This window comes from Paenarthrobacter sp. CCNWLY172 (assembly GCF_037402035.1).
Classification (GTDB): Bacteria; Actinomycetota; Actinomycetes; order Actinomycetales; family Micrococcaceae; genus Arthrobacter.
The window spans coordinates 351,041-374,792 of the sequence record NZ_JBBEGB010000003.1 but is presented as its reverse complement, the minus strand read 5'-3'; the positions used below and the strand labels follow the sequence as shown (position 1 = coordinate 374,792).

21 protein-coding genes are annotated in these 23,752 nt (G+C 60.8%); 4 read left to right on the top strand and 17 right to left on the bottom strand.

Annotated features, from left to right (window positions below):
* Nucleotides 1-338: 338 nt before the first annotated feature.
* Complete coding sequence (locus WBN73_RS06545; RefSeq protein WP_337339660.1) at nucleotides 339-5,246, top strand: DUF4082 domain-containing protein; 4,908 nt, start codon at nucleotides 339-341, stop codon at nucleotides 5,244-5,246.
* 38 nt (nucleotides 5,247-5,284) lie between these two features.
* On the opposite strand, the gene WBN73_RS06540 is transcribed toward WBN73_RS06545, so the two are convergent.
* From WBN73_RS06540 to coaD, 13 genes are all read right to left on the bottom strand, one after another.
* Nucleotides 5,285-6,034, bottom strand: a complete 750-nt coding sequence (locus WBN73_RS06540) for an ABC transporter permease (protein WP_207593804.1) — start codon at nucleotides 6,032-6,034, stop codon at nucleotides 5,285-5,287.
* Entirely contained in the window at nucleotides 6,031-6,717 is a 687-nt protein-coding gene (locus WBN73_RS06535; protein WP_207593805.1) for an ABC transporter ATP-binding protein, read from the bottom strand. Before WBN73_RS06535 ends, WBN73_RS06540 begins: the two co-directional genes overlap by 4 nt.
* 20 nt (nucleotides 6,718-6,737) lie before the next feature.
* Nucleotides 6,738-7,601 (bottom strand): hypothetical protein, encoded by an 864-nt coding sequence (locus WBN73_RS06530; RefSeq protein ID WP_207593806.1) that lies wholly within the window; start codon nucleotides 7,599-7,601, stop codon nucleotides 6,738-6,740.
* Nucleotides 7,602-8,429: 828 nt separating this feature from the next.
* Nucleotides 8,430-9,200 carry an SAM-dependent methyltransferase gene (locus WBN73_RS06525; protein ID WP_337339661.1) on the bottom strand — a complete coding sequence of 257 codons (771 nt, stop codon included), beginning with the start codon at nucleotides 9,198-9,200 and terminating at the stop codon, nucleotides 8,430-8,432.
* Nucleotides 9,201-9,234: 34 nt separating this feature from the next.
* The gene (locus WBN73_RS06520; RefSeq protein WP_207593808.1) at nucleotides 9,235-9,375 is read right to left on the bottom strand and encodes a hypothetical protein; all 141 of its coding nucleotides are present in this window, start codon (nucleotides 9,373-9,375) and stop codon (nucleotides 9,235-9,237) included.
* 302 nt (nucleotides 9,376-9,677) lie between these two features.
* Nucleotides 9,678-10,706: a TolB family protein gene (locus WBN73_RS06515; RefSeq protein ID WP_337339662.1), complete on the bottom strand. Its 1,029-nt coding sequence runs from the start codon at nucleotides 10,704-10,706 to the stop codon at nucleotides 9,678-9,680.
* Nucleotides 10,703-11,926, bottom strand: coding sequence for an MFS transporter (locus WBN73_RS06510; RefSeq protein WP_337339799.1), 1,224 nt, complete (start codon nucleotides 11,924-11,926; stop codon nucleotides 10,703-10,705). The genes WBN73_RS06515 and WBN73_RS06510 overlap by 4 nt, the downstream gene beginning before the upstream one ends.
* Before the next feature lie 85 nt (nucleotides 11,927-12,011).
* Nucleotides 12,012-12,734 (bottom strand): hypothetical protein, encoded by a 723-nt coding sequence (locus tag WBN73_RS06505; protein WP_337339663.1) that lies wholly within the window; start codon nucleotides 12,732-12,734, stop codon nucleotides 12,012-12,014.
* A gap of 183 nt (nucleotides 12,735-12,917) precedes the next feature.
* Complete coding sequence (gene mutM / locus WBN73_RS06500) at nucleotides 12,918-13,886, bottom strand: bifunctional DNA-formamidopyrimidine glycosylase/DNA-(apurinic or apyrimidinic site) lyase (protein WP_207593811.1); 969 nt, start codon at nucleotides 13,884-13,886, stop codon at nucleotides 12,918-12,920.
* Nucleotides 13,887-13,892: 6 nt separating this feature from the next.
* Nucleotides 13,893-14,603: a ribonuclease III gene (rnc, locus tag WBN73_RS06495; protein ID WP_089595441.1), complete on the bottom strand. Its 711-nt coding sequence runs from the start codon at nucleotides 14,601-14,603 to the stop codon at nucleotides 13,893-13,895.
* Nucleotides 14,604-14,626: 23 nt separating this feature from the next.
* Entirely contained in the window at nucleotides 14,627-14,830 is a 204-nt protein-coding gene (gene rpmF / locus WBN73_RS06490; RefSeq protein WP_011775139.1) for a 50S ribosomal protein L32, read from the bottom strand.
* 33 nt (nucleotides 14,831-14,863) lie between these two features.
* Complete coding sequence (locus WBN73_RS06485; RefSeq protein ID WP_089595442.1) at nucleotides 14,864-15,391, bottom strand: YceD family protein; 528 nt, start codon at nucleotides 15,389-15,391, stop codon at nucleotides 14,864-14,866.
* 166 nt (nucleotides 15,392-15,557) lie between these two features.
* Nucleotides 15,558-16,058 (bottom strand): pantetheine-phosphate adenylyltransferase, encoded by a 501-nt coding sequence (gene coaD / locus WBN73_RS06480; RefSeq protein WP_026540246.1) that lies wholly within the window; start codon nucleotides 16,056-16,058, stop codon nucleotides 15,558-15,560.
* Between the two features lie 35 nt (nucleotides 16,059-16,093).
* Here coaD and WBN73_RS06475 point away from each other — a divergent pair, with 35 nt between their 5' ends.
* A complete protein-coding gene (locus WBN73_RS06475; RefSeq protein ID WP_337339664.1) occupies nucleotides 16,094-17,359 on the top strand; it encodes an aminotransferase class I/II-fold pyridoxal phosphate-dependent enzyme in 1,266 nt (421 codons plus the stop codon).
* On the top strand, nucleotides 17,356-18,150 hold the full coding sequence (locus WBN73_RS06470) for a spermidine synthase (protein ID WP_337339800.1): 795 nt from the start codon (nucleotides 17,356-17,358) through the stop codon (nucleotides 18,148-18,150). Before WBN73_RS06475 ends, WBN73_RS06470 begins: the two co-directional genes overlap by 4 nt.
* Nucleotides 18,151-18,168: 18 nt before the next feature.
* On the opposite strand, the gene rsmD is transcribed toward WBN73_RS06470, so the two are convergent.
* The 4 genes from rsmD to WBN73_RS06450 are packed head-to-tail and all read right to left on the bottom strand — an operon-like array spanning nucleotide 18,169 to nucleotide 23,108.
* A complete protein-coding gene (rsmD, locus tag WBN73_RS06465) occupies nucleotides 18,169-18,735 on the bottom strand; it encodes a 16S rRNA (guanine(966)-N(2))-methyltransferase RsmD (protein ID WP_207593813.1) in 567 nt (188 codons plus the stop codon).
* 51 nt (nucleotides 18,736-18,786) lie between these two features.
* Nucleotides 18,787-21,042 carry an ATP-dependent DNA helicase RecG gene (locus WBN73_RS06460; protein WP_337339665.1) on the bottom strand — a complete coding sequence of 752 codons (2,256 nt, stop codon included), beginning with the start codon at nucleotides 21,040-21,042 and terminating at the stop codon, nucleotides 18,787-18,789.
* Nucleotides 21,032-22,072 (bottom strand): DAK2 domain-containing protein, encoded by a 1,041-nt coding sequence (locus WBN73_RS06455; protein ID WP_337339666.1) that lies wholly within the window; start codon nucleotides 22,070-22,072, stop codon nucleotides 21,032-21,034. Before WBN73_RS06455 ends, WBN73_RS06460 begins: the two co-directional genes overlap by 11 nt.
* A 22-nt stretch (nucleotides 22,073-22,094) precedes the next feature.
* Nucleotides 22,095-23,108 carry a thiamine-phosphate kinase gene (locus tag WBN73_RS06450; RefSeq protein WP_337339667.1) on the bottom strand — a complete coding sequence of 338 codons (1,014 nt, stop codon included), beginning with the start codon at nucleotides 23,106-23,108 and terminating at the stop codon, nucleotides 22,095-22,097.
* A 122-nt stretch (nucleotides 23,109-23,230) separates the two neighbouring features.
* Between WBN73_RS06450 and WBN73_RS06445 the strand changes: the two genes are divergently transcribed.
* Nucleotides 23,231-23,740 (top strand): DUF3515 domain-containing protein, encoded by a 510-nt coding sequence (locus WBN73_RS06445; RefSeq protein ID WP_207593817.1) that lies wholly within the window; start codon nucleotides 23,231-23,233, stop codon nucleotides 23,738-23,740.
* Nucleotides 23,741-23,752: the final 12 nt, after the last annotated feature.

The window sequence follows — 23,752 nt, the reverse complement described above, 5'->3', positions numbered from 1 at the left end:
CTCCTGGGTGGCCGTTGTATCCCCTAAATCTACTGCCGTTTGAGCGAAATCCATGGATCTGTTGCCGGAACGCCTTGTGATCGGCCGGACACACCCCTACACTCCTGCCAAGGGCTACTTGGCCTGTTCGTTCCGGTGATCCGGCTGCAGCATGAACTTTGGTTCTGCCACTGCCGGATCCGGTCCCGATCTTCGGAACGTCGAGCCAAGTGCACAATGCCCCATGTTCATAACTGAAGATCTTGGTTTGACCCTGGCTGGGGAGCGGCAAGCAGGGCCCGTGTATGAAATCGCGGACCCGCATATGCATTTTCGGCGCGCCACCCCCAGGAGTTCTGATGCCCGGTACTTCAGCCAACCGACCCCAGCGAGTCCTCAAGGGTTTCCTCGTGCCCTTGGTGATCGCCACGGTGGCGGCCCTCTTGCCCCTTACTGCGCCAGCGGCGGTGGCTGCGGGTCCGTGCGACCCTGTAGTGAACGCCGTGGTGTGCGAGAACTCCAAGACGGGGAGTCCCGCCTCCGAGTGGGATATTGATGGTGCCGGCGACGATACAATCCAGGGATTTTCCACGGAAATTAGTGTCAACGCCGGCCAACCCATCCGCTTCAAGGTGGACACTAACGCGCCCAACTACACCATCGCGATTTACCGGACAGGCTGGTATGCGGGCAATGGAGCCCGAAAGGTCGCCGATGTCACGCCGTCAGTCCTCAGGCAAAACCAGCCAGCTTGCCGGACTGATGTCACCACCGGAATTTACGACTGCGGCACTTGGGCGGTATCTGCAACGTGGCAGGTGCCCTCCACGGCCGTATCGGGTGTCTACATTGCGCTCCTCCGTCGTCCCGATACGGGCGGCATGAGCCACATCACGTTCGTCGTCCGCAACGATGGCAACCGTTCTGCCGTGGTCTTCCAGACCGCGGACCAGACCTGGCAGGCGTATAACTCCTACGGCGGGGCTGACTTTTATCAGGGGGTGAACGGCCGCGCCTATAAGGTCAGCTACAACCGTCCCGTGGCAACCAGGGGAGGTCCGGATGGCCGGGACTTCTATTTCGCCAACGAATACCCCATGGTGCGTTTCCTGGAACAGAACGGCTACGACGTCAGCTACATCAGCGGCCTCGATGCTGACCGCAACGGCGGAGAATTGCTGAACCATAAGGTATTCCTGTCAGTAGGACACGACGAATACTGGTCAGGTCCCCAACGGGCCAACGTCACGGCGGCGCGGGATGCAGGGGTGAATCTCCAATTCCTTTCGGGCAACGAAATGTATTGGAGGACACGGTTTGAGCCATCGATCGTTGACGGTGCCGCCAACCGGACGCTGACCTGTTACAAGGAAACATGGGCAAATGAAAAGATTGATCCCACTGCCCAATGGACGGGCACGTGGCGTGATCCCCGCTTCGCGGCCCAAGCCAACGGCGGCGGCCTGCCCGAGAATGGCCTGACAGGCACGCTGTATATGTCCAACTTCTCAGACCTGCCCGTGACGGTGTCCGCGGAAGAAGGTAAGACCCGGCTGTGGCGCAATACGCCTTTGGCGGCGCTTCCCGCCGGTTCATCCGCAGCGCTGGCTCCCCATACTGTGGGATACGAATCAAACGAAGACCTGGACAATGGATTCCGTCCAGCAGGTTTGATCCGGTTGTCCACCACAGTGGGCAACGTTCCACAATATCTTCAGGACTTTGGAAACACCGTGGCTCCAGGGACTACCACGCATAATCTCACCCTGTATCGGGCAGCCAGTGGCGCGTTGGTCTTCTCAGCGGGCAGCGTCCAGTGGACCTGGGGCTTGGACCAGATGCACGACGGCAATGGTGCTCCCGCCGATGCCCGCATGCGGCAGGCGCAGGTCAACATCCTCGCCGACATGGGTGCGCAACCCGCCACTCGCGCGGCAGGACTGGTCGCCGCGGTCGCCAGCACCGATACCACCAAGCCCACCGCCGCCATCTCCGCACCAGCCAACGGAGCTACCGTGACGCACGGCAGCTCCGTCACCGTTACGGGCACTGCCACGGATGTGGGTGGCGTTGTGGCTGGCGTCGAAGTGTCCACCGACGGTGGAACCACCTGGCACCCCGCCACGGGAAAGCAGAGCTGGACCTATACGTACATCCAGAAGGGCCTCGCTACGGCCACCATCCAGGCGCGGGCCATCGACGACAGCGCCAACATCGGTGCCGCCGCCACCAGGAACCTGACCCTCAGCGGACCGTACAGCGTATTCGGCCAAACAGTTCCTGTGGTCAAAGACTCAGGTGACGGTGGAGCCTACGAAATGGGTCTGCGGTTCACACCATCGGTGGACGGCTTTATCACCGGCGTCCGCTTCTACAAGAGCACCGCCAACACCGGCACGCATACCGGCTCATTGTGGAGCGCAACCGGCGAGCGCTTGGCGACAGCCACGTTCACCAATGAAACGGCGTCTGGCTGGCAAACAGCCCTGTTCAGCCAGGCCGTGCCTGTTGCGGCCGGCCAGAAATATACGGCGTCCTATTGGGCACCCAACGGCCACTACGCCACCAAAGACCATCAATGGGCGAGTTTCGGTTCCACCGACGCGCCGTTGAAGGTTGCTGGTGGTTTCGGGGCTGAACCGGCGGGCGTCTACAGCACCTCGCCGGGATTCCCCACCACCAGCTTCAACGGTGGCAACTACTTCGCGGACGCGCTCTTCAGCACGGTAGACAGCTCCCCCATGACCGTCACGGGCCACTCGCCCATTCCGTCGTCGTCGAGCGTGTCCGTGAACACCAAAGTTAGTGCTGTCTTCTCCAAGCCCGTCACGGCGGCCAGCGTCCAGCTGACGCTGCAGTCGCCGTCGGGACCTGTGGCCGGCACTACGGCATACGACGCCGCGACGCGGCGGGCGACATTCACGCCGTCGAACGCCCTGGCGTTCAGCACCCAATTCACAGCGACGTTGTCAGGCACCGATTCGATCGGCGGCCCAGTCACTGCCGGAGGGACGTGGTCCTTCACCACTGCAGCGACGTTGCCTGTTCCGGGTTCTTGCCCGTGCAGCCTCTTCGATGATTCCGTCACACCCGGGATCGCCGAACTCCGTGAAGGCGTGCCGTTGACCCTCGGTGTGAGATTCTCCAGCGTATCGGCTGGTGAAGTGCTGGGTATGCGCTTTTACAAGTCCGCTGGGAACACGGGCACCCACAACGGAGCCTTGTACACCGCGGCAGGCCAGCAGTTGGCCACGGTGGCATTTACCAACGAAAGTTCCTCCGGATGGCAGACTGCGATGTTCAGCCAGCCTGTCCAGATGGCTGCCAACACGGAGTACATCGTGTCCTATAAATCGTTGACGGGTACCTACTCGGCCACCACCAACGGCTTCGGGTCAGGGCTCAGTGTTGGTCCGTTGCGGGCGGCATCGGATGCCGGGGCGTACACCTACAGCGGCGACTTTGCCGCCTCACGATCGACCACCAGCTACTTGGTGGACGTCGTGGTGACGGTACCGAATCCGCCATTCACGGTCGGCTCACACTCGCCGCTGCCAAACGCTTCAAGTGTTCCACTGAACACCGCAGTCAGTGCCGTGCTGTCCGAGGCCGCGGTGGCGTCCAGCGTCAGCATGGCAGTCAAGGTGACGGGTGGCGCCGCAGTTGCCGGCGCGACGACCTACGACTCAGCTACCCGAAAAGTCACGTTCACCCCCACCGCTGCCCTGACCGCAGGGACCTCCTACACGGCGACGGTAACGGCAACTTCAGTCTCCGGACAACCTATGTCCGCCGGCGGAACCTGGACGTTCACGACTGTTCCCCCACCGCGTACCCCGGGTGTTTGCCCCTGCACGCTCTACCAGGACACCGTGACGCCCACAACGCCCAACGCCGATGACGGTGTCGCGCTGTCGCTCGGTGTCCGGTTCGCCAGCGATACGGCGGGCCAGATCACCGGGGTGCGCTTCTACAAGGCGGCCGGCAACACGGGAACCCACACCGGTTCGCTTTTCACTGCAACGGGACAACTCCTCGCAACTGTGACTTTCACCAACGAGTCAAGCACTGGCTGGCAAACCGCAACGTTCAGCCAACCTGTCACCATCGACGCCGACACTGAGTACGTCGCGGCTTACAAGACTCCCACCGGCAAGTACTCCTACACTGCCGGCGGATTTGGTGCAGGTTTGACGAGCGGACCACTGCGCACTGCTAATGACTCAGGTGCCTTCAGCTACAACGGCGACTTTCCCGGAGCATCGTCCACGGCCAGCTATCTGGTGGACGTAGTGTTCGCTACGCCCGCCCAGCCACTGACGGTAACCGAACAGGTCCCTGCCCCTGGCGCCACGGGCATTCCGACGGACGTTAGGCCATCCATCACCTTCTCGTCCGCCATCAACCCAGGAACATCGTTCACCCTGACGGCGAACGGCACTCCTGTAGCCGGTGCAGCTGCCCTCTCTGCGGACAGCCGGACCGTCACGTTCACCCCCACCGCGGCGCTGCCCAACAGCACCGTGATCTCGGCCAGCGTCAGTAATGTCGTCTCCCAACAGGGGCAGTCGTTCCCGACTACCAACTGGCAATTCACCACTGCGGCGCCCACCGTCCAGGTGTCCACGATCTTTGGATCGCTGACGCCCCAGATAGTTTCCGCGTCCGACTTCATGCCTGTGGAACTCGGTACTGCTTTCAGTGTTTCGCAGGCAGGGAACGTGACAGGCATACGTTTCTACAAGGGGGCCGGCAACACCGGAACCCACGTGGGTTCGTTGTGGAACTCGGCAGGTACGCGCCTGGCGCAGGTGACCTTCACCAATGAGACCGCCACGGGCTGGCAAACTGCCACCCTCTCCGCACCAGTCGCGTTGGTGACAGGCCAAACCTACGTAGTGTCCTACAGGGCACCCAATGGCCGCTACTCCTACACCTCAGGGTTCTTCAACCAGACTTACACCAGCGGGGTGTTCACCGCCAGTGGCCCGAACAACGGCCGCTACCGGTATGGATCCGGTGGCGTCATGCCGGCCAACTCCTGGAACGCGACCAACTACTTTGTCGATGTGGTGTACTCCTTCACCACCCCGGCGCAGCAGCAGGCTGCACCCGCTCCGTCGCCCACAGCTACTCAGACGGCCTCGCCCACACCGTCACCCACGGCAACGGCGACGGCTACTGCTTCCCCGGGCCCCTCGCCCAGTCCGACTCCCAGTCCAACCCAGTCGGGTGGGTTGCTCTGCGGGCTGCTGGGTACATGCTGAGGGTCTGCTGAGGCCAGCAGTATGCCGCCACCGAATACTCACCTTTCTTGGGAGACTTTTTCGGCAGAACGAAGGAGGACGTGTGCGAGTGTAAGGCCAACGACACACCACACAAGAGCGGCCAATACTGCGACCCCCCAGCCTTGACTGTCCTCCATTCTTAGCCAGCCAACTTGATAGGTAAGAGGGTTGAGCGCGGAGATAAGTTTGATGTACGCGGGCGCGGAATCCAGAGGATAAAAGAGCGGCGCAGCCAGAACCACCGGAAGTGTGGTCAGAGTGACTATCAGATCTCGCTTGGAGTAGGACTGGATTCTCGCTCCGGTCGCCGCACCGAATCCCACCCAGCCGCCTACGACCAAAGCGCCGATGAGCAAGTAGGCGCCCATATCCAAAGCGGTGAAAACTCCACCTCCGAAGATCAGCCATGCCACGAGAACCAGGAGCAGGACCTGGGCAGAGAATATCAAGACAGCGCATGTGACCAAGCTGAACAGGTATCCAGAGGTGCGACCACCTTGCATCATGAAAATAGCAAAGACACCCCATTTCCTGTCATTGGCCACATCGCTGACTGCGGCGGTGGCTGCCCGGAAGGCGACCAAGCAGATGACTCCGGACAGGACAAAGTTCGAGTAGTTGCCCTCACCCAAATCCATCGCTCCCCCAAGCCCTCCGCCCAGAAGAGCGAGATAGGCGATGGGTTCAATAAAGCGTCCTATATACACCGAACGCCAGTTCCACATTGAGAGAAAATGGAACTTGGTAAGAATCAGGGACCGAATCACGACTGACCCACCCGTGAGAGGTAGGCGTCCCAAAGGTCCTCGGACTGGGGGACAACACTCATGAATTCCCCCACAGGAAGATCCGAGATCAGGCTGCCATTTTCCATTGCGATGACCCTTGTACATCGGCTGGAAAAACGTGATGTCTCATGCGTGCTGATAATGGCGGCGGCACCATCGCGGCGGCGCCGCTCCAAGTAAGCAAACACTTCAGAAATTCCTGAGGGATCGAGACCTGTTGTAGGTTCATCAAGGATCATCAGGGGAGGATCTCCGGCCATGGCTCGAGCGATCTGGGTTCGACGAAGTTCCCCTCCCGACAAGGTCTCGGCAGTTTGATCAAGATACGGGGTCAGCCCCATGGCCTCACTGAGTTCCATAAGGTCCTGGCGCCCCCTCCGCAAGAAGCTCTTTTGGCGAAGTTCCAGTCCAAGGGCGATGTTCTGCCGTACGGTCAGGGACCAATCGATGATTTCCCTCTGGGGGCACCACCCTATTTCATCAACATCAACACAAAGTTCGACACTCCCCTTATCGGGCCTCGTTAGCCCACCGAGCATGTCAAAAAGTGAAGACTTTCCCGCGCCATTGTGACCCACAACGGCAATCACTTCACCTGACTCAATTTCCAATGAGACTCCGTCAACAGCAGGGCGCTCTTTACCTTTGTAATGTTTAGTCAAGTCTGAAGCTCGAATTAGAGTCATCGCATTAGTTCCATCTCAATAAAATTGGCAATGCATTCAGTACTGGTACCATCGGGGTATCGAACAGCAATTGCTTCAGCAGGTAACAAACTCTCCAGCAGCTCCGCGGGCGCACCACTGAACCACCCCAATTTTGGTGTTGACACGGATTCAATCACCATTTCACCCCCAGTTTTTGACAGGACCAGAACAAGATCAACACAACCCCCAGGTGAGTTACTTTCCCCCAGAATATCTTCAGGATGCACAAGTGCCACGAGTCCAGTATCCGGAGAGACCGATAAACGATGGTCAAAAGACGGGAGCGACGGTATCAGCTCGACCAAAGTGGACCGACGGAAGCCCAGCGGCATCTGAAATGTCTGGGCAGCGCTGTTAGCTGCCTCAAATATCATCAGGCTGTCACTGACAAGCTTCGATCCACGACGACAAAGTTCAAGCATCGTCGAGGTCTTCCCGACGTAGTGGTCTCCAATAATGGCAAGGACCCGGTCATCGGGGAGTCGGACTATCGCACCTGGATGACTTGCCAAGCGACCCCAAAGTCGGGAATGCAAAAATGGGGGAAGCGGGGAAGGCACTGTCGACCATGAAGTAAATTCGGAGACTTCCGGCGGCAAGCCATCGCGGCAAATGGTGATTCGCTTCCTCAGCCCATCCTTTGAAAGCAGACTTTGGAAGAACCCGCGCTCTGGCCAGTCCAGGCACTGGAGATGAACACTGACCTCAGGAGACGCACTGGGGGAAACAAACTTGCGGTAGAGGAACTCCAAGTCTTCGAAGTCGGCGGCTGTGCATGTAACCTCTACACCGACGCCAAAGAATTCCAAGAGCAGCATCTTTCCGAGGTTTGAATCCACGGATGGTGATCTCCCAGTCATTGTCTACCTTCCACGAGCACCAAGATTGCCTCCTGTGCCTGTGCCAAGTGAGTGCGGACATCAAACGAGATCTTGATGGTGCATGGCCCTAGCTTTTCAACATCGAAGTCCTCAGACGACTCCACAATGACAGTCCAAACCCATGCGGGCATCGCGGAACTAATAGCCGCACCAAAGTCCCTGGGATGCAGCGCCGCGGTAATGCCAGTGGGAGTATCAAATTTCTTCGCCTTAGACATAAAGGGCGCCAGCCATGGAGTCCGCTGCAGGGTAGCTTGCCGAATGCCCACCGGGCGCGTGAACGGGATGAAGCAGTGTTGAGCGGTTACAGGAACGGTATCGTCCGAAACGAAATGCCACCCCTCCTTGAGGAGGCCCAGCAGCAAAGAAGATTTCCCTACGGTTGAGGCGCCGTGAATGAGTAGGGCACGGTCAGGATCATCCCGCGGGGTTGCTGCGCAACCGTGGACCGTCCGCATTCGCGTCGACAGTGGAGGAAGGCCGAAGGGCGGCAAAGGAGTCGGCACCACCGACCTATTCACTGACGCGTTTCGCCAGACGCCTTCCTCGTCTTGTATCAAAACAACCTGGTCGTCCGCGACGTCCCACGTGAAGGGAACTGTGGGCGATCTCAGCCACAACCTGAACTCGGGCTCAACGTCGCTGGGCGCACTCCGATAGTCCTGAAAGTAGTAGTCAAGGTGGGCCCGATCATCATCATGATCAACGCGAACCTGCACTTGGACCCCCCAAAAGTTAAAGCTCAACGACCCGCGAGATATCTTCTCGCCCTCGATACCGGCCCCCCTAGTCATAAATGCCGTCCACATACAGACTGCAACCCGTATGGATGGACGAAACAAGGGTCTCAATATCTCCAACGGAGACAACTGCCATCTCTGGGCCCATATCGGAACGCCATGGGGACATAATCAGCGTGCACATACGATCTGCCGGATAGGAAGCTTTCACATATTCAAGCAACGGCATCAAGCGGGCCACTCGGTTCCCATTAATCCTCAGACTATCCGTACCAAAGTCCCCGACCTGTGAGAGCAATAAAGGGAATCTGGGATCAACAGCGACCTCATGCTGCATGAAAGTAGCCGCTTCGTACAGTTGCACTCCAGCATCAAACCGCTTACCAAGATCGATAAGTACCTGATCCACAAATGACGTCGCTGGCAGTGCCTTTGCTCGGAACCCCAGACTGGAGCATCTCTCCAGAAGGTTCCAGCCACTATTGACCAGGAAGAGCGGATGACCGTATGTCATGAAAGCAACCGACCCAAGGAAATGGTTGCGTTCTACATGGTCAAAAACAAATTCCTCCATGAGCTCGTAGGCCGTGACTGCATGATCAGTTGCTTCATAAGTCGACTGTAGATTGATAATATTTGATGTATATTGTTCGCGGATTTCTTTATCAAATGCGGTCAAGTGAAGGATAGTTGCGCAGCTGCGCAAAGCCTCATCAGTTTCTATAGTTCTCCGATTGAATCCGCCGATGCCAAGACCGACGAGGTAAAGGTCGGCCTTGGCATCAGGGACACGGAGATCTTCTCGCAAGTTTCGCAAGAAATACTCCTACACTTTAGCGGCTTGAAAGGACTTACATCTGAGTGAACTGGCGGTGGCCGCCACTCGCCTTCACTGTTTCTTCGATGGTCGGCACATAGACGGGAATGTAGGTTGAAGCGTCCGGCGAAACGAGAACTTCGTCAACTTCGACATTCTTTTCGAAAGTAGTCATTGCTTTCTCCTTCTTCAGTTGTGCCCGCAGGTAGCGTGACGTGACTCACGGTAACAGCAAAGGACTTGTTTGACAATTCATTAGATTTGGCGGAGCCCAGTTGACTTCAATTTTTAGAAGTATGCATATGACTTGCATCTCTGCCACATTTATGAGTTGAAACGCTTTTGCTGTTGACTTGCAATTGAATGGCCGACGTACTACTGCATATAATTTATGTCAATCGCGCACTGTCCGGGCTGAGGTGCCAGGTGGCAGGAGCAGATGTCCGACTCGCGGTGAATAACCCGCGCCTAGTGGGCTCAGCGGACGACGCTTGGAGACCACGCGTGGGCGATGAACAGGCTGGGCTGCGAGCCCGGTTCGGTGCCAAGCTGCCAAATGTTGCTGTCGCCCTCCACTGCATCATCTGCCAAGCCATAGAGCAGGTTCCGGTCATCCAGCCATTCGATCTGGTCATCCACGCTGCGCTTTTCCGCAAGAACCGTTTCCCGACCTGACGCGAGGTCAAGGACGGCGACCTTCCAATGGGCCACCAGCCCTCCGCCGTCGTTCTTCTTGTAAGCGATCCGAGTACCGTCAGGAGAAATCGACGGGCACTCCACATGGTCGTGAATGGCGGTGAGGGTTTTCGCGGACAGGCTCCCCCGGACCAGCCAGATACGGCCCGACGATGCCGCTGTGGCGTAGAAGACATCACCCTGTCCTGGCGCGAAGGTCACCCCCCAGATGTTCCTGTCCGTGGCAACCAGGCGCTCACCGTTAACCATCAACGCGAAGTCCTCAAGGTTTCCGGACGTACCCCCGGGCAAACTGATTTCAGTGGCTGTGGAAAATCCCGAAGCAGCGTAGGAGTGACCCGTGACAAAGACGGTAGTAGCGATCATGGAGCCGTCAGCGCTGACCCGGGTCCTGCTCGGAATGCCCGGGAGGGGCCATGAACGCTGGATCTGCCAGTCGCGGTTCATGACTGCTGCTTCGAAGGCGGTCACCAGCCCGCGGTTCGTCTTCAAGCACACTACAGTTTCGGCCGTTCCATGGACGCGGTCGCACTCTTGTTCACTCACCGCCCGCGTACCGCCCGGAGCGGACAGGGGCACAGTTGCCGCGTTGCCATAGCCCTGGCCCGACGCCGTGTTCCGGAAAAGGACAAAAGGGGCAGCCGGAAGCGGCTGGCCAGCAGTGATACCTACGGACGAAGCCGCGGTCCTGCTCTCTTCGAACCGCTGGTAGGCGCCCACCGCATAGATTCCGGCCGCTGCCAGCACGAGTGCTGTCACGGCGAGGAGAACACCCCACCGCGCCTTGCTGCCGGTCAGTGTCCCACTCATGCCCCGCTGCCCGCGTCCTGTTGTGCGGCTGGCCTGGCACTTCGCAGGATCACGGTGACAGCCACCACTGCACAGGCCAGGAGTCCGCTGGCCACCACCATCGCCGTCGACGCTCCCACGGCATACCAGAGCACGCCAAAGCCCGCGGAGGCGGTCATCCGGCTCAACGCCACCACCGTTTGGGCTGAAGCAATTCCTGTAGCAAGCTTCCCCGCCGGCGTGAGTTGGCTGGCCAAGGCGGCCAGGACGCCATCGGTTGCGGCGTAAAACGCTCCCAGGAGGACCAGGCACCCCACCGTGCCCCACAATCCACCGAAAGGCGCCGCAGCGAGAAGGTATGTTGCCAGCAAGGCGATATGCCCGCCCACAAAAACCGGAATTTTGCCCACCCTGTCAGCCAGCCGCCCCAGCGGAATTGCGAGGGCAAGGAACACCACATTGGTCCCGACGAACAACAACGGGAACCACTGGACGGCGAACGAGTCCCTGGCCTGCAGAACCAGGTAGATGAAGCCATCTCCGATGGTCACCACACCCAGAAGGCCTGCGGCGATCAGCAGCTTGCCCAGCCCCGGTTCCTTCAAATGGCTCCACGAAAAGGCAAAGAGACGCCGGTCCTCCCGTCCCTCAGTGCTCTTCAGGCCGTGGGCGCGGATATCCGGCACCACCAGTGCCAGGACGGCGACTCCGATCACCGCGAAGGCAAGAGACACCACAAAGACGGTGCTGAATCCGTTGGGAATCATCAACAGGACAAGGAAAGCGATCAACGGCCCGGCCGCAGCCCCTATATTGTCCAGCATTCTGTGAACGCCAAAGGACCGCGCCAAATGTTCTGGCTGGGCGGAGACCGAGATCAGTGCGTCCCTTGGCGCAGTGCGAATTCCCTTGCCGATTCTGTCACCGGTCACAATGGCCGCAATCGCCCAGAAACCACCGGCAAAGAGGAAACCGATTCTGGCAAGCATGGAAAGGCCATAACCGGCCAGCGCTATCCGTTTGGGGTGCCCGCTGCGGTCGGCTGCCCACCCGGCCGCAATCCTGACGATGGCACTGGCGCCTTGGTTGATGCCGTCAATGAAGCCAAACGCGATAGTGGACAGCCCTAAAAACCCCGTCACGTACAAGGGAAGGATTGCCGTGACCGACTCGGAAGAAACGTCCGTCACCATGCTCACGATGCCCAACCAGAGGATGACCGGGGACAAACGGAACGGCACCTCCGCCGCCAGTGCCGTTGCGTTGTTCCGTGACTTGTCCCGTTTACCGCCGCTGTGGTCTGAAAGCGAAATGTACATCGATTCCCTACTCCGCCCTCGTGTGCAGGCTGCCCAGCAGCTGGAAGCGCGAATTGCCGGTTCCCGTGGTGGCCACTGAAACCGTTACCGTGTCAGCGCCCCGCACAAAGCGTGCCGCTACCGCACCGTCCGGGGCCGGCGCGTCCTCGGTCCAAAAGCCGTGTGACACCAACGATTGGCGGAAGACGTCCAGGACCTCAGCCCTCGGCTTGGCAACAATGCCATCCGCTGCCAGCTGGAGGATGTCACCGGACGTGGAAACCGAGGTGGACCCAATCGTGGTCCCGGCCGGCAGCGACAGGACGCCGTCGGGCCAGCCGTCCACCAGCTCGCCCGACGCACTGCCGGGCTCCGGAAGTGCACCAGTGATGAGCGGTGCCGGCGCCGAAGGTTCAGGTAAACCTGTTGGCGTGGCAGCGACGGGAGGCAGGACTTCGAGGGGCTTGGCCGTAGATGGCCCGGCATTACCTTCTGCTCCGCTTGTCCCGTTGCCGCTGCCCTCGGTAGCTGTGCCCCCGGTTGCGCTGTTCGCAGCGTCAGGAGCCGGACTGCCGGATGTCGGCGCGGTCGCGCCGGGTGAACCGGCGCCCGCGGCAGGGGTGGAACTGGACGACGGCGGAGCTTGCGCGGACGTGGCTCCCTGCCTGGCCATCTGGTCGAATACTACGGCCACGGCGGCAATGAGCACAGCAAGGCAGATACCTGCTATGACCAGCCGCCGCGCCATCATGGCGTACCCGGACCGGATGGGCCGCGGAAGCGGCAGTTGGATCGTGCATCAAGAACGGCTGCGGGTAGAAGTGACGCCACCCGGATTGAGGTGGCGTTGATCCTTGCGATGGCGATTCGAAGCGCCAAGCTGTTCATGGGGACAGTCTGCCATTGTGATCCGGATTCCGGAACAGTTTTGGCCCTACCAACGTCCGTTCCGTGGCCGGGGTTGGCATACGGGACACGTATAGGAGGAACGGTTCATGAACTGTTCCCTTTTCATGACACTGTGAAGGCCGATCGCCTCGCACCGGCTGCACAGTTCGCCGGCACGCCCGTACGCATTGAGGGACCGTGCAAAGTAGCCGGAGTCGCCGTTGACGTTCACGTAGAGGGAGTCGAAGCTGGTTCCGCCAGCGGCCAATGCGGCGTTCATGACGTCCTTGACCGCTTCAACCAGTTTCCCGGCATCCGCACGGCGCATGGTGTCCGTAGCCCTGGCGTAGTGGAGGCGGGCGCGCCATAAGGCTTCGTCCGCGTAGATATTGCCGATGCCGGAGATGACTGACTGATCCAGCAGCGCCCTCTTGATGCCGGTCTTCCGGCTCTTGATCCTTCGGTAGAATGCGTCGAAGGAAAAATAGGGATCCAAGGGATCCCGGGCAATGTGGGCGGCTTCCGCCGCGATCTCCGGCAGTGGTGTTTCGCCCAAGCCTCCGGGGCCGCCGTCCGGCGTCGGTACCAAGGACGTCACGAACAGTCCGCCGAAAATTCTTTGGTCCACGAACCGCAGCTGTTCCGGCATGCCGTCCGCCGGGCTGAGCTTGATCCTGACTTTGAGGTGTTTTTCATCCGGAACATCCGGGTCCTGCATCAGCAGTTGGCCGCTCATTCCCAGATGGGCCATCAGAGCCACCGCAGGGAGGCTTTCAGCTGCACCTGGGTCGGTGTGGGGCAAGCCCGGCATGGCAAGGGGCATCCAGAGGAATTTGCCTCTCCGCACCACATCCAGCACCGTGGCGTGTTCCAGGTTCCCGATGAAGTCCTCCGCTCCGAGGGCATGCCGTCGGATGGACCGCGGATCAAGGACATCGACGCCGGTCACGGAACGGCCGCGGACCCAGCGCGCCAGGCCGCGGCGTACTACCTCTACTTCGGGAAGCTCAGGCATCGGGGCTCAGGCGGATGCAGGACCGGCAGCAGTCGGATCCAAGGCAGTCAAAGCACGCCAGGCGTCGGCGGCGGCTTCCTGTTCCGCTTCCTTCTTGGAATGACCCGAGCCCCGTCCGTAGGGGGTTCCGCCGATGTTCAGCACGGCTTCAAAAGTACGGGCATGGTCAGGTCCGGAACCTTCCACGGCATAGTGGATGGCGCCCAGCTGCCGGCTGGCAGTCAGTTCCTGGATGCTGGTCTTCCAGTCAGTTCCAGCACCAAGGGCTCCGGCGTCCTTCAGGAGCGGACCCACCAGCCGCATCACTAATTGGCGGGCAGTCTCCATGTCGTTGGACAGATAGGTGGCGCCAATCAAGGCTTCCATGGTGTCGGCCAGAATGGAGGCCTTGTTCTTACCGTCAGTCAGCTTCTCGCCTTGCCCGAGGTAGATGAACTCGCCAACGCCAATTGCCCGGCCGATCCCGGCCAAGGCGCGCGTACTGACGACGGCGGAGCGGCGTTTTGCAAGTTCGCCTTCAGGCAGGGTGGGGTTCTCACGGTACAGAGAGTCAGTAACCGAGAATCCCAGGATGGAGTCGCCGAGGAACTCGAGGCGCTCGTTGGTGGGAATCCCGCCGTTCTCATACGCGTATGAGCGATGTGTCAGAGCAAGACGAAGCGTCTCGGTGTCAATCGAGACACCGAGACGCTTCAGAAGCTCTTCAGTTGAAGACATCCTTAGTCAGCCTGTACGGCAGATTAGGCGTCTGCGACCTTGCGGCCCTTGTATTCAAGGAACAGCGCGGTGCCGGCAGAGTCAGTAACGACCTTTGCCTGGTGCGGCAGGCTGTAGGTAACCTGACCGTTTTCGATGGTCTTGACCAAGTTGGGGGCAGTTGCCTTCCACTGGGCACGGCGGGCGCGTGTATTTGCGCGAGACATTTTCCGCTTGGGAACAGCCACGGCTATCTCATTTCTCTCTTAGACGAACACTTACTAATCGGTTTGCCGGTCAGTCTTAGCCAGATCAGCTAGGGCAGCCCAGCGAGGGTCAATGACCTCGTGGTGGTGCCCCGGCTCGTCTTCCAGGCGCGCTCCGCATTCGGAGCACAGACCCTGGCAGTCTTCCCGGCACACCGGCTGGAACGGCAGCATAGTGACAACTGCGTCCCGCAACACCGGCTCAAGATCGATCAGATCGTACTCGACTCGACGTTGCTCTTCATCGTCTTCTCCGCCCGAAAGCTCTACGCCTTCATAGAAGAAAAGTTCTTGCACATTGACTTCAAGGTCATACGCAAGGGGATCCAGGCATCGGCCACACTCGCCGGTTACATCGACGATTACGGTGCCGGATACCAGAATTCCTTCGTGTACGGCCTCAAGGCGAAGATCCAACTCGATATCCGAGCCTTCCTTCACGCCAATGAGCGCCACACCAAGGTCACTTGGCGCAGGTACATGCTCGTTGAGTGTCCGCATGGTCCCTGGACTGCGTCCAAGGTCCTTGACTACCAGCGCCAAGGGCGAACTTGCATCTCGCTTAATGAGAACTCCTGTAGAACATATGACCGACGTACCATCTTAGCCTGATCACGCTTGAGGACTCAAACTGACGCCGGGCGCGCATAAATGCGCGGTGGTTTCAGCTTGGGGCACTCCGCATAAGGGCGCGAGGTACCCATCAAGCCTACCCCTTGCGCGGGTGTTCCGTTGCAGGCTCGCCAGCGAGGAGACGTTTCAGTACTGACTTGGGCACGAAATCCGAGATGTCCCCTCCCAAAACGTTCACCTCTTTGATGAGTGTCGAAGACAAGTGAACATAGTGCGCTTCAGCAGGAAGGAACACAGTTTCCACACCGGCCAGCTGACGGTTCATGGTGGCCATGGGCAGTTCGTAGTCAAAATCGGACGATGAGCGGAGGCCCTTGACGATGGCCGATACGCCCCGGTGGCGGCAGTACTCAGCCAACAGTCCTTCGCCCATGGGCTCCACGATGATTCCGCGAAGGGACGCCAGCGTTTCGCGTGCCATTTCCATGCGGTCTTCCAGGCTGAACCTGTACTTTTTGGCGTAGTTGGTGGACACGGCCACAATGACTTCGTCAAAGAGGCCGGCCGCCCGGGCAATGACTTCGAGATGTCCGTTGTGGATGGGGTCAAAGGATCCAGGGCATACCGCTCGTCTCATGAGACGAACCTACCCCATAGCTTCGCCGGGATACCATGGCAGACATGGCATCCGCAGGCAGCAGCCCCTCCCTCGACACGAGCGCCGGCACCACCCCAGGTACCAGAACAGCACCTTGGCAGCGGGCCGCAACCGGAGCCAATCTACTCTCACCCGAAGGAGGGTTGGGAGTGACCATCTTCGAGGAGATGACCACACTTGCTCTCTCCACTGGAGCCATCAACCTTGGCCAGGGTTTTCCTGACGAAGACGGGCCCGATGAAATCAAAGCAGCAGCCCAAACCGCCATAGCCTCCGGGGCCAACCAATACGCACCCGGCAAAGGCCTTCCCGTTCTAAGGGAAGCGATCACGGCACACCAACAGCGGTTTTACGGCCTGGCCCCTGACCCTGACACCGAGGTCCTTGTCACCACCGGAGCAACGGAGGCGATCGCGGCAACACTGCTCGCCTTCACCCAGCCAGGTGATGAAGTCCTGACCTTCGAGCCCTTCTACGACTCCTACGGTGCCATCATTGGCATGGCAGGTGCCACGCACGTCACCGTTCCCCTGCTGGCACCGGACTTCCTCCCGGACCTCTCGGTCCTTGAAGGCGTCTTCAGTCACCGGACCCGCATTGTCCTCCTCAATAATCCGCACAACCCGACGGGCGCTGTCTTCCCCCACCATGTCCTGGCGAAGATCGTGGAACTGGCTGCCAGATACGATGCCATCATTGTCAGCGACGAAGTCTACGAGCATTTGACCTTTGGCGTGGACCACATCCCCATCACTTCCCTCCCAGGAGCAGCGGACCGGACCCTCACCGTGTCCTCGGCCGGCAAGACCTTTTCCTTTACCGGCTGGAAAATCGGCTGGCTCAGCGGTCCTGAACATTTGGTTTCTGCTGTGCGTACAGTGAAACAGTTCCTGACCTACAGTTCGGGGACACCCTTTCAGGGAGCCATTGCAGTCGGCCTCGGCCTTCCCGACGGGTTCTACACCGGCATTGCCAGTACGCTCCAGCACAAACGCGACATCCTGGCAGAAGGGCTGCGTGCGGCGGGGTTCGGGGTATGCATCCCCAGCGGCACCTACTTCATCAATGTGGACACCGCCCCCTTGGGTATCCGCGATTCCGTGGACCTTGCGCGGCGCCTGCCGGGACTGGTGGGAGTGGCCGCAATTCCGGTTCCTGTCTTCTGCCATCCAGAGGGGGCAGCGCGCACCCGCAGCCTGCTGCGCTTCGCTTTCTGCAAAAAGACATCCGTCCTGGAAGAAGCAGCCGAACGCCTCGCCTCGCTCAAGGACCGGCTCTGAATACCACCGGCTCCGGACACCACGTCGCCTCGCGCTACCTCCGGACCACGGGGCAGCACGCCACCATTGACGCGGATACCCTCATTGAGGGCAGCTTCATCCTCAGCATCGGCGGGGCCGAGCAATCGCACGTCAACCTCGCGGATCCGCGGGAGATATTTTATGAGTACCTGCGCAGGATCGGTCATGTAGTGGATTTGGCTGCGGCGCCCGGGGCACCCATCCGCGCACTGCATCTGGGTGCAGGGGCGTTGACCCTTGCCCGCTACATCCAGGCCACCCGCCCTGGTTCGGCACAGTATGCCGTTGAACTGGAACGCGAACTCCTGGACTTCGTGCTCCACAAACTGCCCATGCCCGACGGCACCACGCTGACTACCCACATTGGCGACGCGCGCGACGCGTTGGCGGAGCTTGACGCCGAGGTGACATTCGACGTCGTGATTCTTGATATCTTCTCCGGACCAGAGGCCCCGGCACACATCGCGTGCAGGGAATTCTACGAGGAGGCTGCCGCACGGCTGGGTCCTGACGGGGTCTTGATCGTCAACGTGGGAGACGAACCCGCCCTGACCTTGGTGCGGAGCCAGGTGACGGCCCTGCGTGAGGCCATGCAGGATGTTGCCGCCGTCGCAGAAACCGGCATGTTTGAGGGCCGTTACCCCGGCAACATCATTCTTGTGGGCACACGCAGAGGGTGGACGCCGGAGTGGACGGTGGAGTTGCTGGCCCGCGGCCCGCATCCTGCCGCTGTGCTCACCGGGATGGACCTGGACCGGATTGCCGGCTGAGATCCCAGCCCCGACCCGCTAGGCCGGTTCGGCGAACCATAGCTTGGTTTCGCCGTACTTCTTGTCGGCGAAGCACTCCATGGTCTCAGGCCACGCCGGTTCCGGGCTCCGCGAACTTCGCTCGACAACCACCACGGCGCCCTCATCCAAGTGCGGCGCGAGTTTTGCCAACACCTCGCTCAAGGCCGGTTCGTCCAAGGGGTACGGCGGATCGAGGAAGACCAAATCCCACAACCCGCCCGCATGTGCCCGTTCCAGGAACGATTCCACCTTGGAACGGTGGACCGAAACCTTCTTGCCGCCCAGGAGCTGGTTCACCAAGTCCGCATTGCGCTGGCAGACGTCGCTCGCCTTGGCGTCGAACTCCACCAGGTCCACGCTGCGGGCACCCCGGCTGGCGCTCTCAATGCCCAGGGCTCCCGAACCAGCGTAAAGGTCAAGGACACGGGCATCGGCGATGACCGCCAAGGATTCCAAGCGGGAAAAGAGAGCTTCCTTGACTCGGTCGGTCGTAGGCCGCGTGGCGGTTCCGGGGACGCTGGCCAGCGGGTTCCCGCCACCGACTCCCGCAATGATCCGGCTCACAGGAATGCTCCCGGTGCTGACGCGCCTTGCGGACCGCCACTCCTTGGTTTTCTAACCGCGCTCAAGGAACGCCTCCTTTTCAGGGTTCAAGTATTCGTCGATGGCTGCGGCAAGCCCCGGCTGGTGCTGGAGGGTGGGGTCCTCTGCAACAAAGCCCTGGGCGTCCGTGCGTGCGCGGGCAATGATGTCCTCATGCTCCAGGACACGGAGCAGCTTCAGCGTGGAGCGCCCACCGGATTGCGAAGCTCCCAGGATGTCGCCTTCGCGGCGGAGCTTCAAGTCTTCCTGCGACAGTTCAAAACCGTCTGTGGTTGATGCAACCGCCTCAAGCCGCCGGCGACTCGGATGCCCGGGTTCCAAGGTGGTCACCAGCAGGCAAGTGCCGGGCAAGCCGCCACGTCCTACACGCCCGCGAAGCTGGTGAAGTTGGGAAATTCCGAAGCGGTCCGCGTCCAGGATCACCATCAGGGTGGCGTTGTGGACATCCACGCCCACCTCAATGACGGTGGTGGAAACGAGCACTTTGACCTGGTTGGCGGCAAAGGATGCCATGGTCTCGGACTTCAGTTGCGGGTCCTGCCGGCCGTGGAGCGGTGCCACAGGGACACCGGCCAAGGCCGGTTCCTGCAGAAGGCTCTCGACGACGGCTGTCACCGATGCGAGCTCCCGCGCTGATCCTTCCTCCGCGAGCTCGGCGTCGCTGGGTTCGACCTCTCCCGGACTGAAATCGCCGTCGTCGTCCGTTCCAATCTTGGGGCACACCACGTACACCTGGTGGCCCGACTCAACCTCTTCACGCGACCGTTTCCAAATACGATCCACCCAGCCGGGGTTCTCCACCAGTCCCACCACATGCGTGGTGATAGGGGCCCTGCCAGCGGGAAGCTCATCCAGGATGGAGGTCTCAAGGTCTCCGAAAACCGTCATCGCCACGGTGCGGGGAATGGGCGTTGCCGTCATGACCAGCAAGTGGGGCGGCCGCTGCGCTTTGGCCCGAAGGGCGTCCCGTTGCTCTACGCCGAAACGGTGTTGCTCGTCCACCACAATCAAGCCGAGGTCCTGGAAGCTGGTCTTGTCACTCAGCAAGGCGTGGGTGCCAATAACGATTCCGGCATTGCCCGAGGCTGCGTCCAACATGGCCTGTTTGCGTGCCGCCGTCGGCATGGAGCCCGTCAGCAGCGTCACGTGGACGGACTCATGCGCCGGGTCCCCGCCAAGCATCCCCGCCCCACCGAAGACATCGTCTCGTGCCAACGATCCCAACGTCCGGCGGATCGAGTGGAAGTGCTGTGCCGCCAACACTTCCGTGGGTGCCAACAGCGCAGCCTGGCCGCCGGCATCCACCACCTGCAACATGGCCCTGAGGGCAACAACGGTTTTTCCGGAACCCACTTCGCCTTGCAACAGCCGGTTCATCGGCGCATCCCGCGCCAGTTCTTCAGCAAGCGTCTTTCCGACGGCGGACTGGCCGGCAGTCAGCGTAAAGGGCAGGTTCCGGTCAAAGCTGCTGAGCAATCCGTCGGCGCGGGGCCTGCGTGCGGTGGCTTCCTCGGCTGCAAGTTGGGCGCGCCGGCGCGCGAGGGCCGTCTGCAGGACCAATGCTTCCTGGTACCGGAACCGCTCCTGCGCCCGTTGCCAGTCCTTGGCGGTCTCCGGCGAATGGATCAAGCGGTAGGCCTCAGCCACGCTGAGCAGCCCGTCCCTGCGAACGATGCTCGCCGGAAGGGGGTCTTCCAAGGCGTCAAGGTCCATTGTCTGGAGCAAGGCCGTAATCACTTTGTGGATGGACCAACTGGTCAGCTTGGCGGTTGCCGGGTAAACCGGGATGGGCATCGCGGCAAGCTTTTCGGGGTCCATGGAACCTTCGGCTTCCGGATCCTCGTCCAGCAGCAGGAAGTCGGGGTTGGTCAGGCCAAGTGAGCCACCATAGCGGGTGACCTTGCCGGAGAACATGGCCCGCCGGCCTGCCTGTAGTTCCGCTTTGGCCCTGAAACCGTTGAAGAAGCTGACTTTCAACGTGCCCGGAGCGCCGCTTCCACCGGCTTCGTCCGTCACCACAACATCAGTGATGGAGCCGCGGCGGGCCCGCATCTGGCGCGTACTGTTGGACAGGACCCGTGCAATCAGGGTGACTTCCTCATCCAGCGGAAGGTTGCTGATGGGGGTCAGCTCGCCACGGCTGAGATACCTGCGCGGGAAATAGTTCAGTAGGGCACCTGTGGATTTGAGTCCCAGGTGCTTGTCGATGACTGCCGCGGACCGCTTGCCGATTCTGCGCTCGAGGGGTAGTTCCAGCTCAGTCATCATGCCGTGGCTGGCCTGTGATGCTGGGTTCCTGTGATGTTGGAACCTGTCCATCCCCGCTGGGCAGTGCCAATTGGCTGACGGCGATGTCCGTGGGCTCGCCCAGTGACCGAATCAGGGCCACTGCCGGGTCGGGATCTGGAACGTGGACGTGCACCCTCCACCGATAGCTTGCTTCAACCGTGGATTCCTCGTCCTCATCATCCTGGCTCCGGGCACCGCCAACCTGGCTCATGATGACCGAATCACCCATCTCATCCAGGCGCTGCCTCAGGATGGCTGCATTCAAGGGGGAAAGGTTGATGGTGCACATGACTTCCACGCCGTCGTCGGCCGGCATCCGCTCATGGATGTGGGGGTCCTGCAGCTTATAGCCGTGAAGCCCGTCCAGGAGTTCGTCCTGGAGTTCTTCGCCCAGGACTGCAGAACGCAGGCAGTCCAAAATCAGCAGCATGCCAACACCCCCGGCGTCCACCACGTGGGCTTCCTGAAGTTGTGCGAGCTCGCCTTCGGTTCGGACAACTGCCTGGTAGGCGGCTTCCACGGTGGCGTCAAGAGCGAGGGCAAGGGCGTGGTTGCTGTCGTCGGAGTTTTGGGAAGCATCCACGGCCTGCGCAGCGTCCGAAGCAGCTTCCAGGACCGACAGCATGGTTCCGGCTACCGGCTCACTCAATGCGGACCATGCCCGAATCTGTGCCCTGTTCAGCGCTGTGGCGAGCAACGGTGCACTCAGCCGCGATTTACCGCCCAACGGTTCAGCAGCGGCACAGAGGAAGACAGCGAACAGCGTGCCCGAATTCCCCCGGGCCTGCTCCATGGCGGCTTGGCCGGCGCGCGACAAGACTGCGCCGACATCATTACCCGTTTCGGTGCTGTCCGGGGCTGCCCCGTCAAGGGCGGACACTGCTGCGCGAACCGTGAGGTACAGATTGGTGCCGGTATCGCCGTCGGCCACGGGGAAGATGTTGATCGCATTAAGGCGATCACTGTGGTTGCCGAGGACCACCTCCGCCTTGCCGAGCCAACGTTTCATGGCGTGCGCATTCGCGGCGATCTTAGTCTGCAAAGTGATCCCATCCAACGGTGTCAGCAGCTTGCCCGGCGATCCGGACGCCGCTGCCTGGCGGCTCGACAACGGCTTGAACTGAGCCTATCGCAGTGAACCCCCGCGGCAGCTGAATTCCTGCTGGGAAGGTGGCAAGCAATCCGTGGTCCTCTCCCCCGCCCAGAACCCACGGCATCGGGTCGCGGCCCAGGAGTACTGCAGCCGGTTCCAGCGGCAGCGCCTGGGTCTTCAATGCCACGGGATCAAAATCCAGGGCAACATTGCTGGCTGCAGCGAGCCTGCTCCCGTCCCGTAACAGGCCGTCCGAAATATCCATCATGGCGGTTGCACCGGCGCGTGCCGCCAAGGGTCCTGCTGCCAAAGGAGGCTGGGGACGGCATTGGCTCTCCACCAAACCCCGCTGTTCTGTGTCCAGGCTGCCCATGGGAAAATTGCTTTCCAACAGTGCCCAACCGGCTGCGGCCCTGCCCAAGGTCCCTGCAACAGCCACGACGTCCCCGGGTTTGGCTCCGGACCGCAGCACAGGCGCCACGCCACCGAGGGTTCCGACGACGGCCACCGTCACCGCCAGCTCGCGGCCCCTTCCGAGGTCTCCGCCGGCAACAGAACAATCAGTGGCGCCCAGGCCAATGATTGCGGCAGTGAGGCCATCGGCGAATGACTCGACCCATTCGACGGGAGTGTCCGGCGGCATGGTCAGGCTCACGACAAGGGAGGTGGCGCTGCCGCCCATGGCATTGATGTCGCTCAGATTTTGCGCCGCAGCCTTCCAGCCGACGTCATATCCGGTGGTCCGGTATCCGTTGTTCCACTCCAACCTGAAGTCCTGGTCCTGGGTCTGGGTGTCTATGGAAATCAGGGCACGGCCATCCGGTGCAGCGATCAGGGCAGCATCATCTCCCGGTCCCAGCAGGATGCCGGGGCTGTGGTTCAGGCGCGGAAAGATCCTGGCAAGGAGCTCGGATTCCGAAAGGTCTTGGACGGTTATTTGTTCTGCGGGCACGGCTCTACGCTATCGCGATCCACTGACACAATAGTGCCGTGCACGTGTTGCCAAGCACGTGGGTGAATGTGACCGGGGTTACGTGGATCTGCCCGGCAGCCCTCGCGGGATAGGCTGGATGGATGCACCGAAAGACCCTCCGCCGGACAGCCCTGGCCGTATCCACAGCCGCTGTGGCCGTCCTTGCTTTGTCGGCTTGTTCCCCTGCCGTTGACGTCACGGCCGCCACCGACGCCGCCAATCCTGCCTGCGCCCCGATGATGGTTGCCCTACCCGACCGGATCGGCGACGCCGCACTCCGCAAGACCAACAGCCAGGCCACGGCAGCGTGGGGCGATCCGTCCCAGGTCATCCTCCGGTGCGGTGTAAATGTTCCCGGACCCACCACAGACCGCTGCGTGAGCGTCAATGACATCGATTGGGTCATCAAAGAAGGCGATCCCGTGTACACCCTCACCACGTTTGGCCGCGAACCGGCCACCGAGATCCTGATTGATCCGGTCAAATTGGAAGCAGCGAACATCAGCTCCGCAACCGTGCTCACTGAACTCGCGGCCGCGGTGGGCAAGATCAAGGCAACCGGCAAGTGCGTGGGCCAGGAAGACCTGCAGAACCTGCCGGCCGGCAAGTAGTACCGGCCGGAC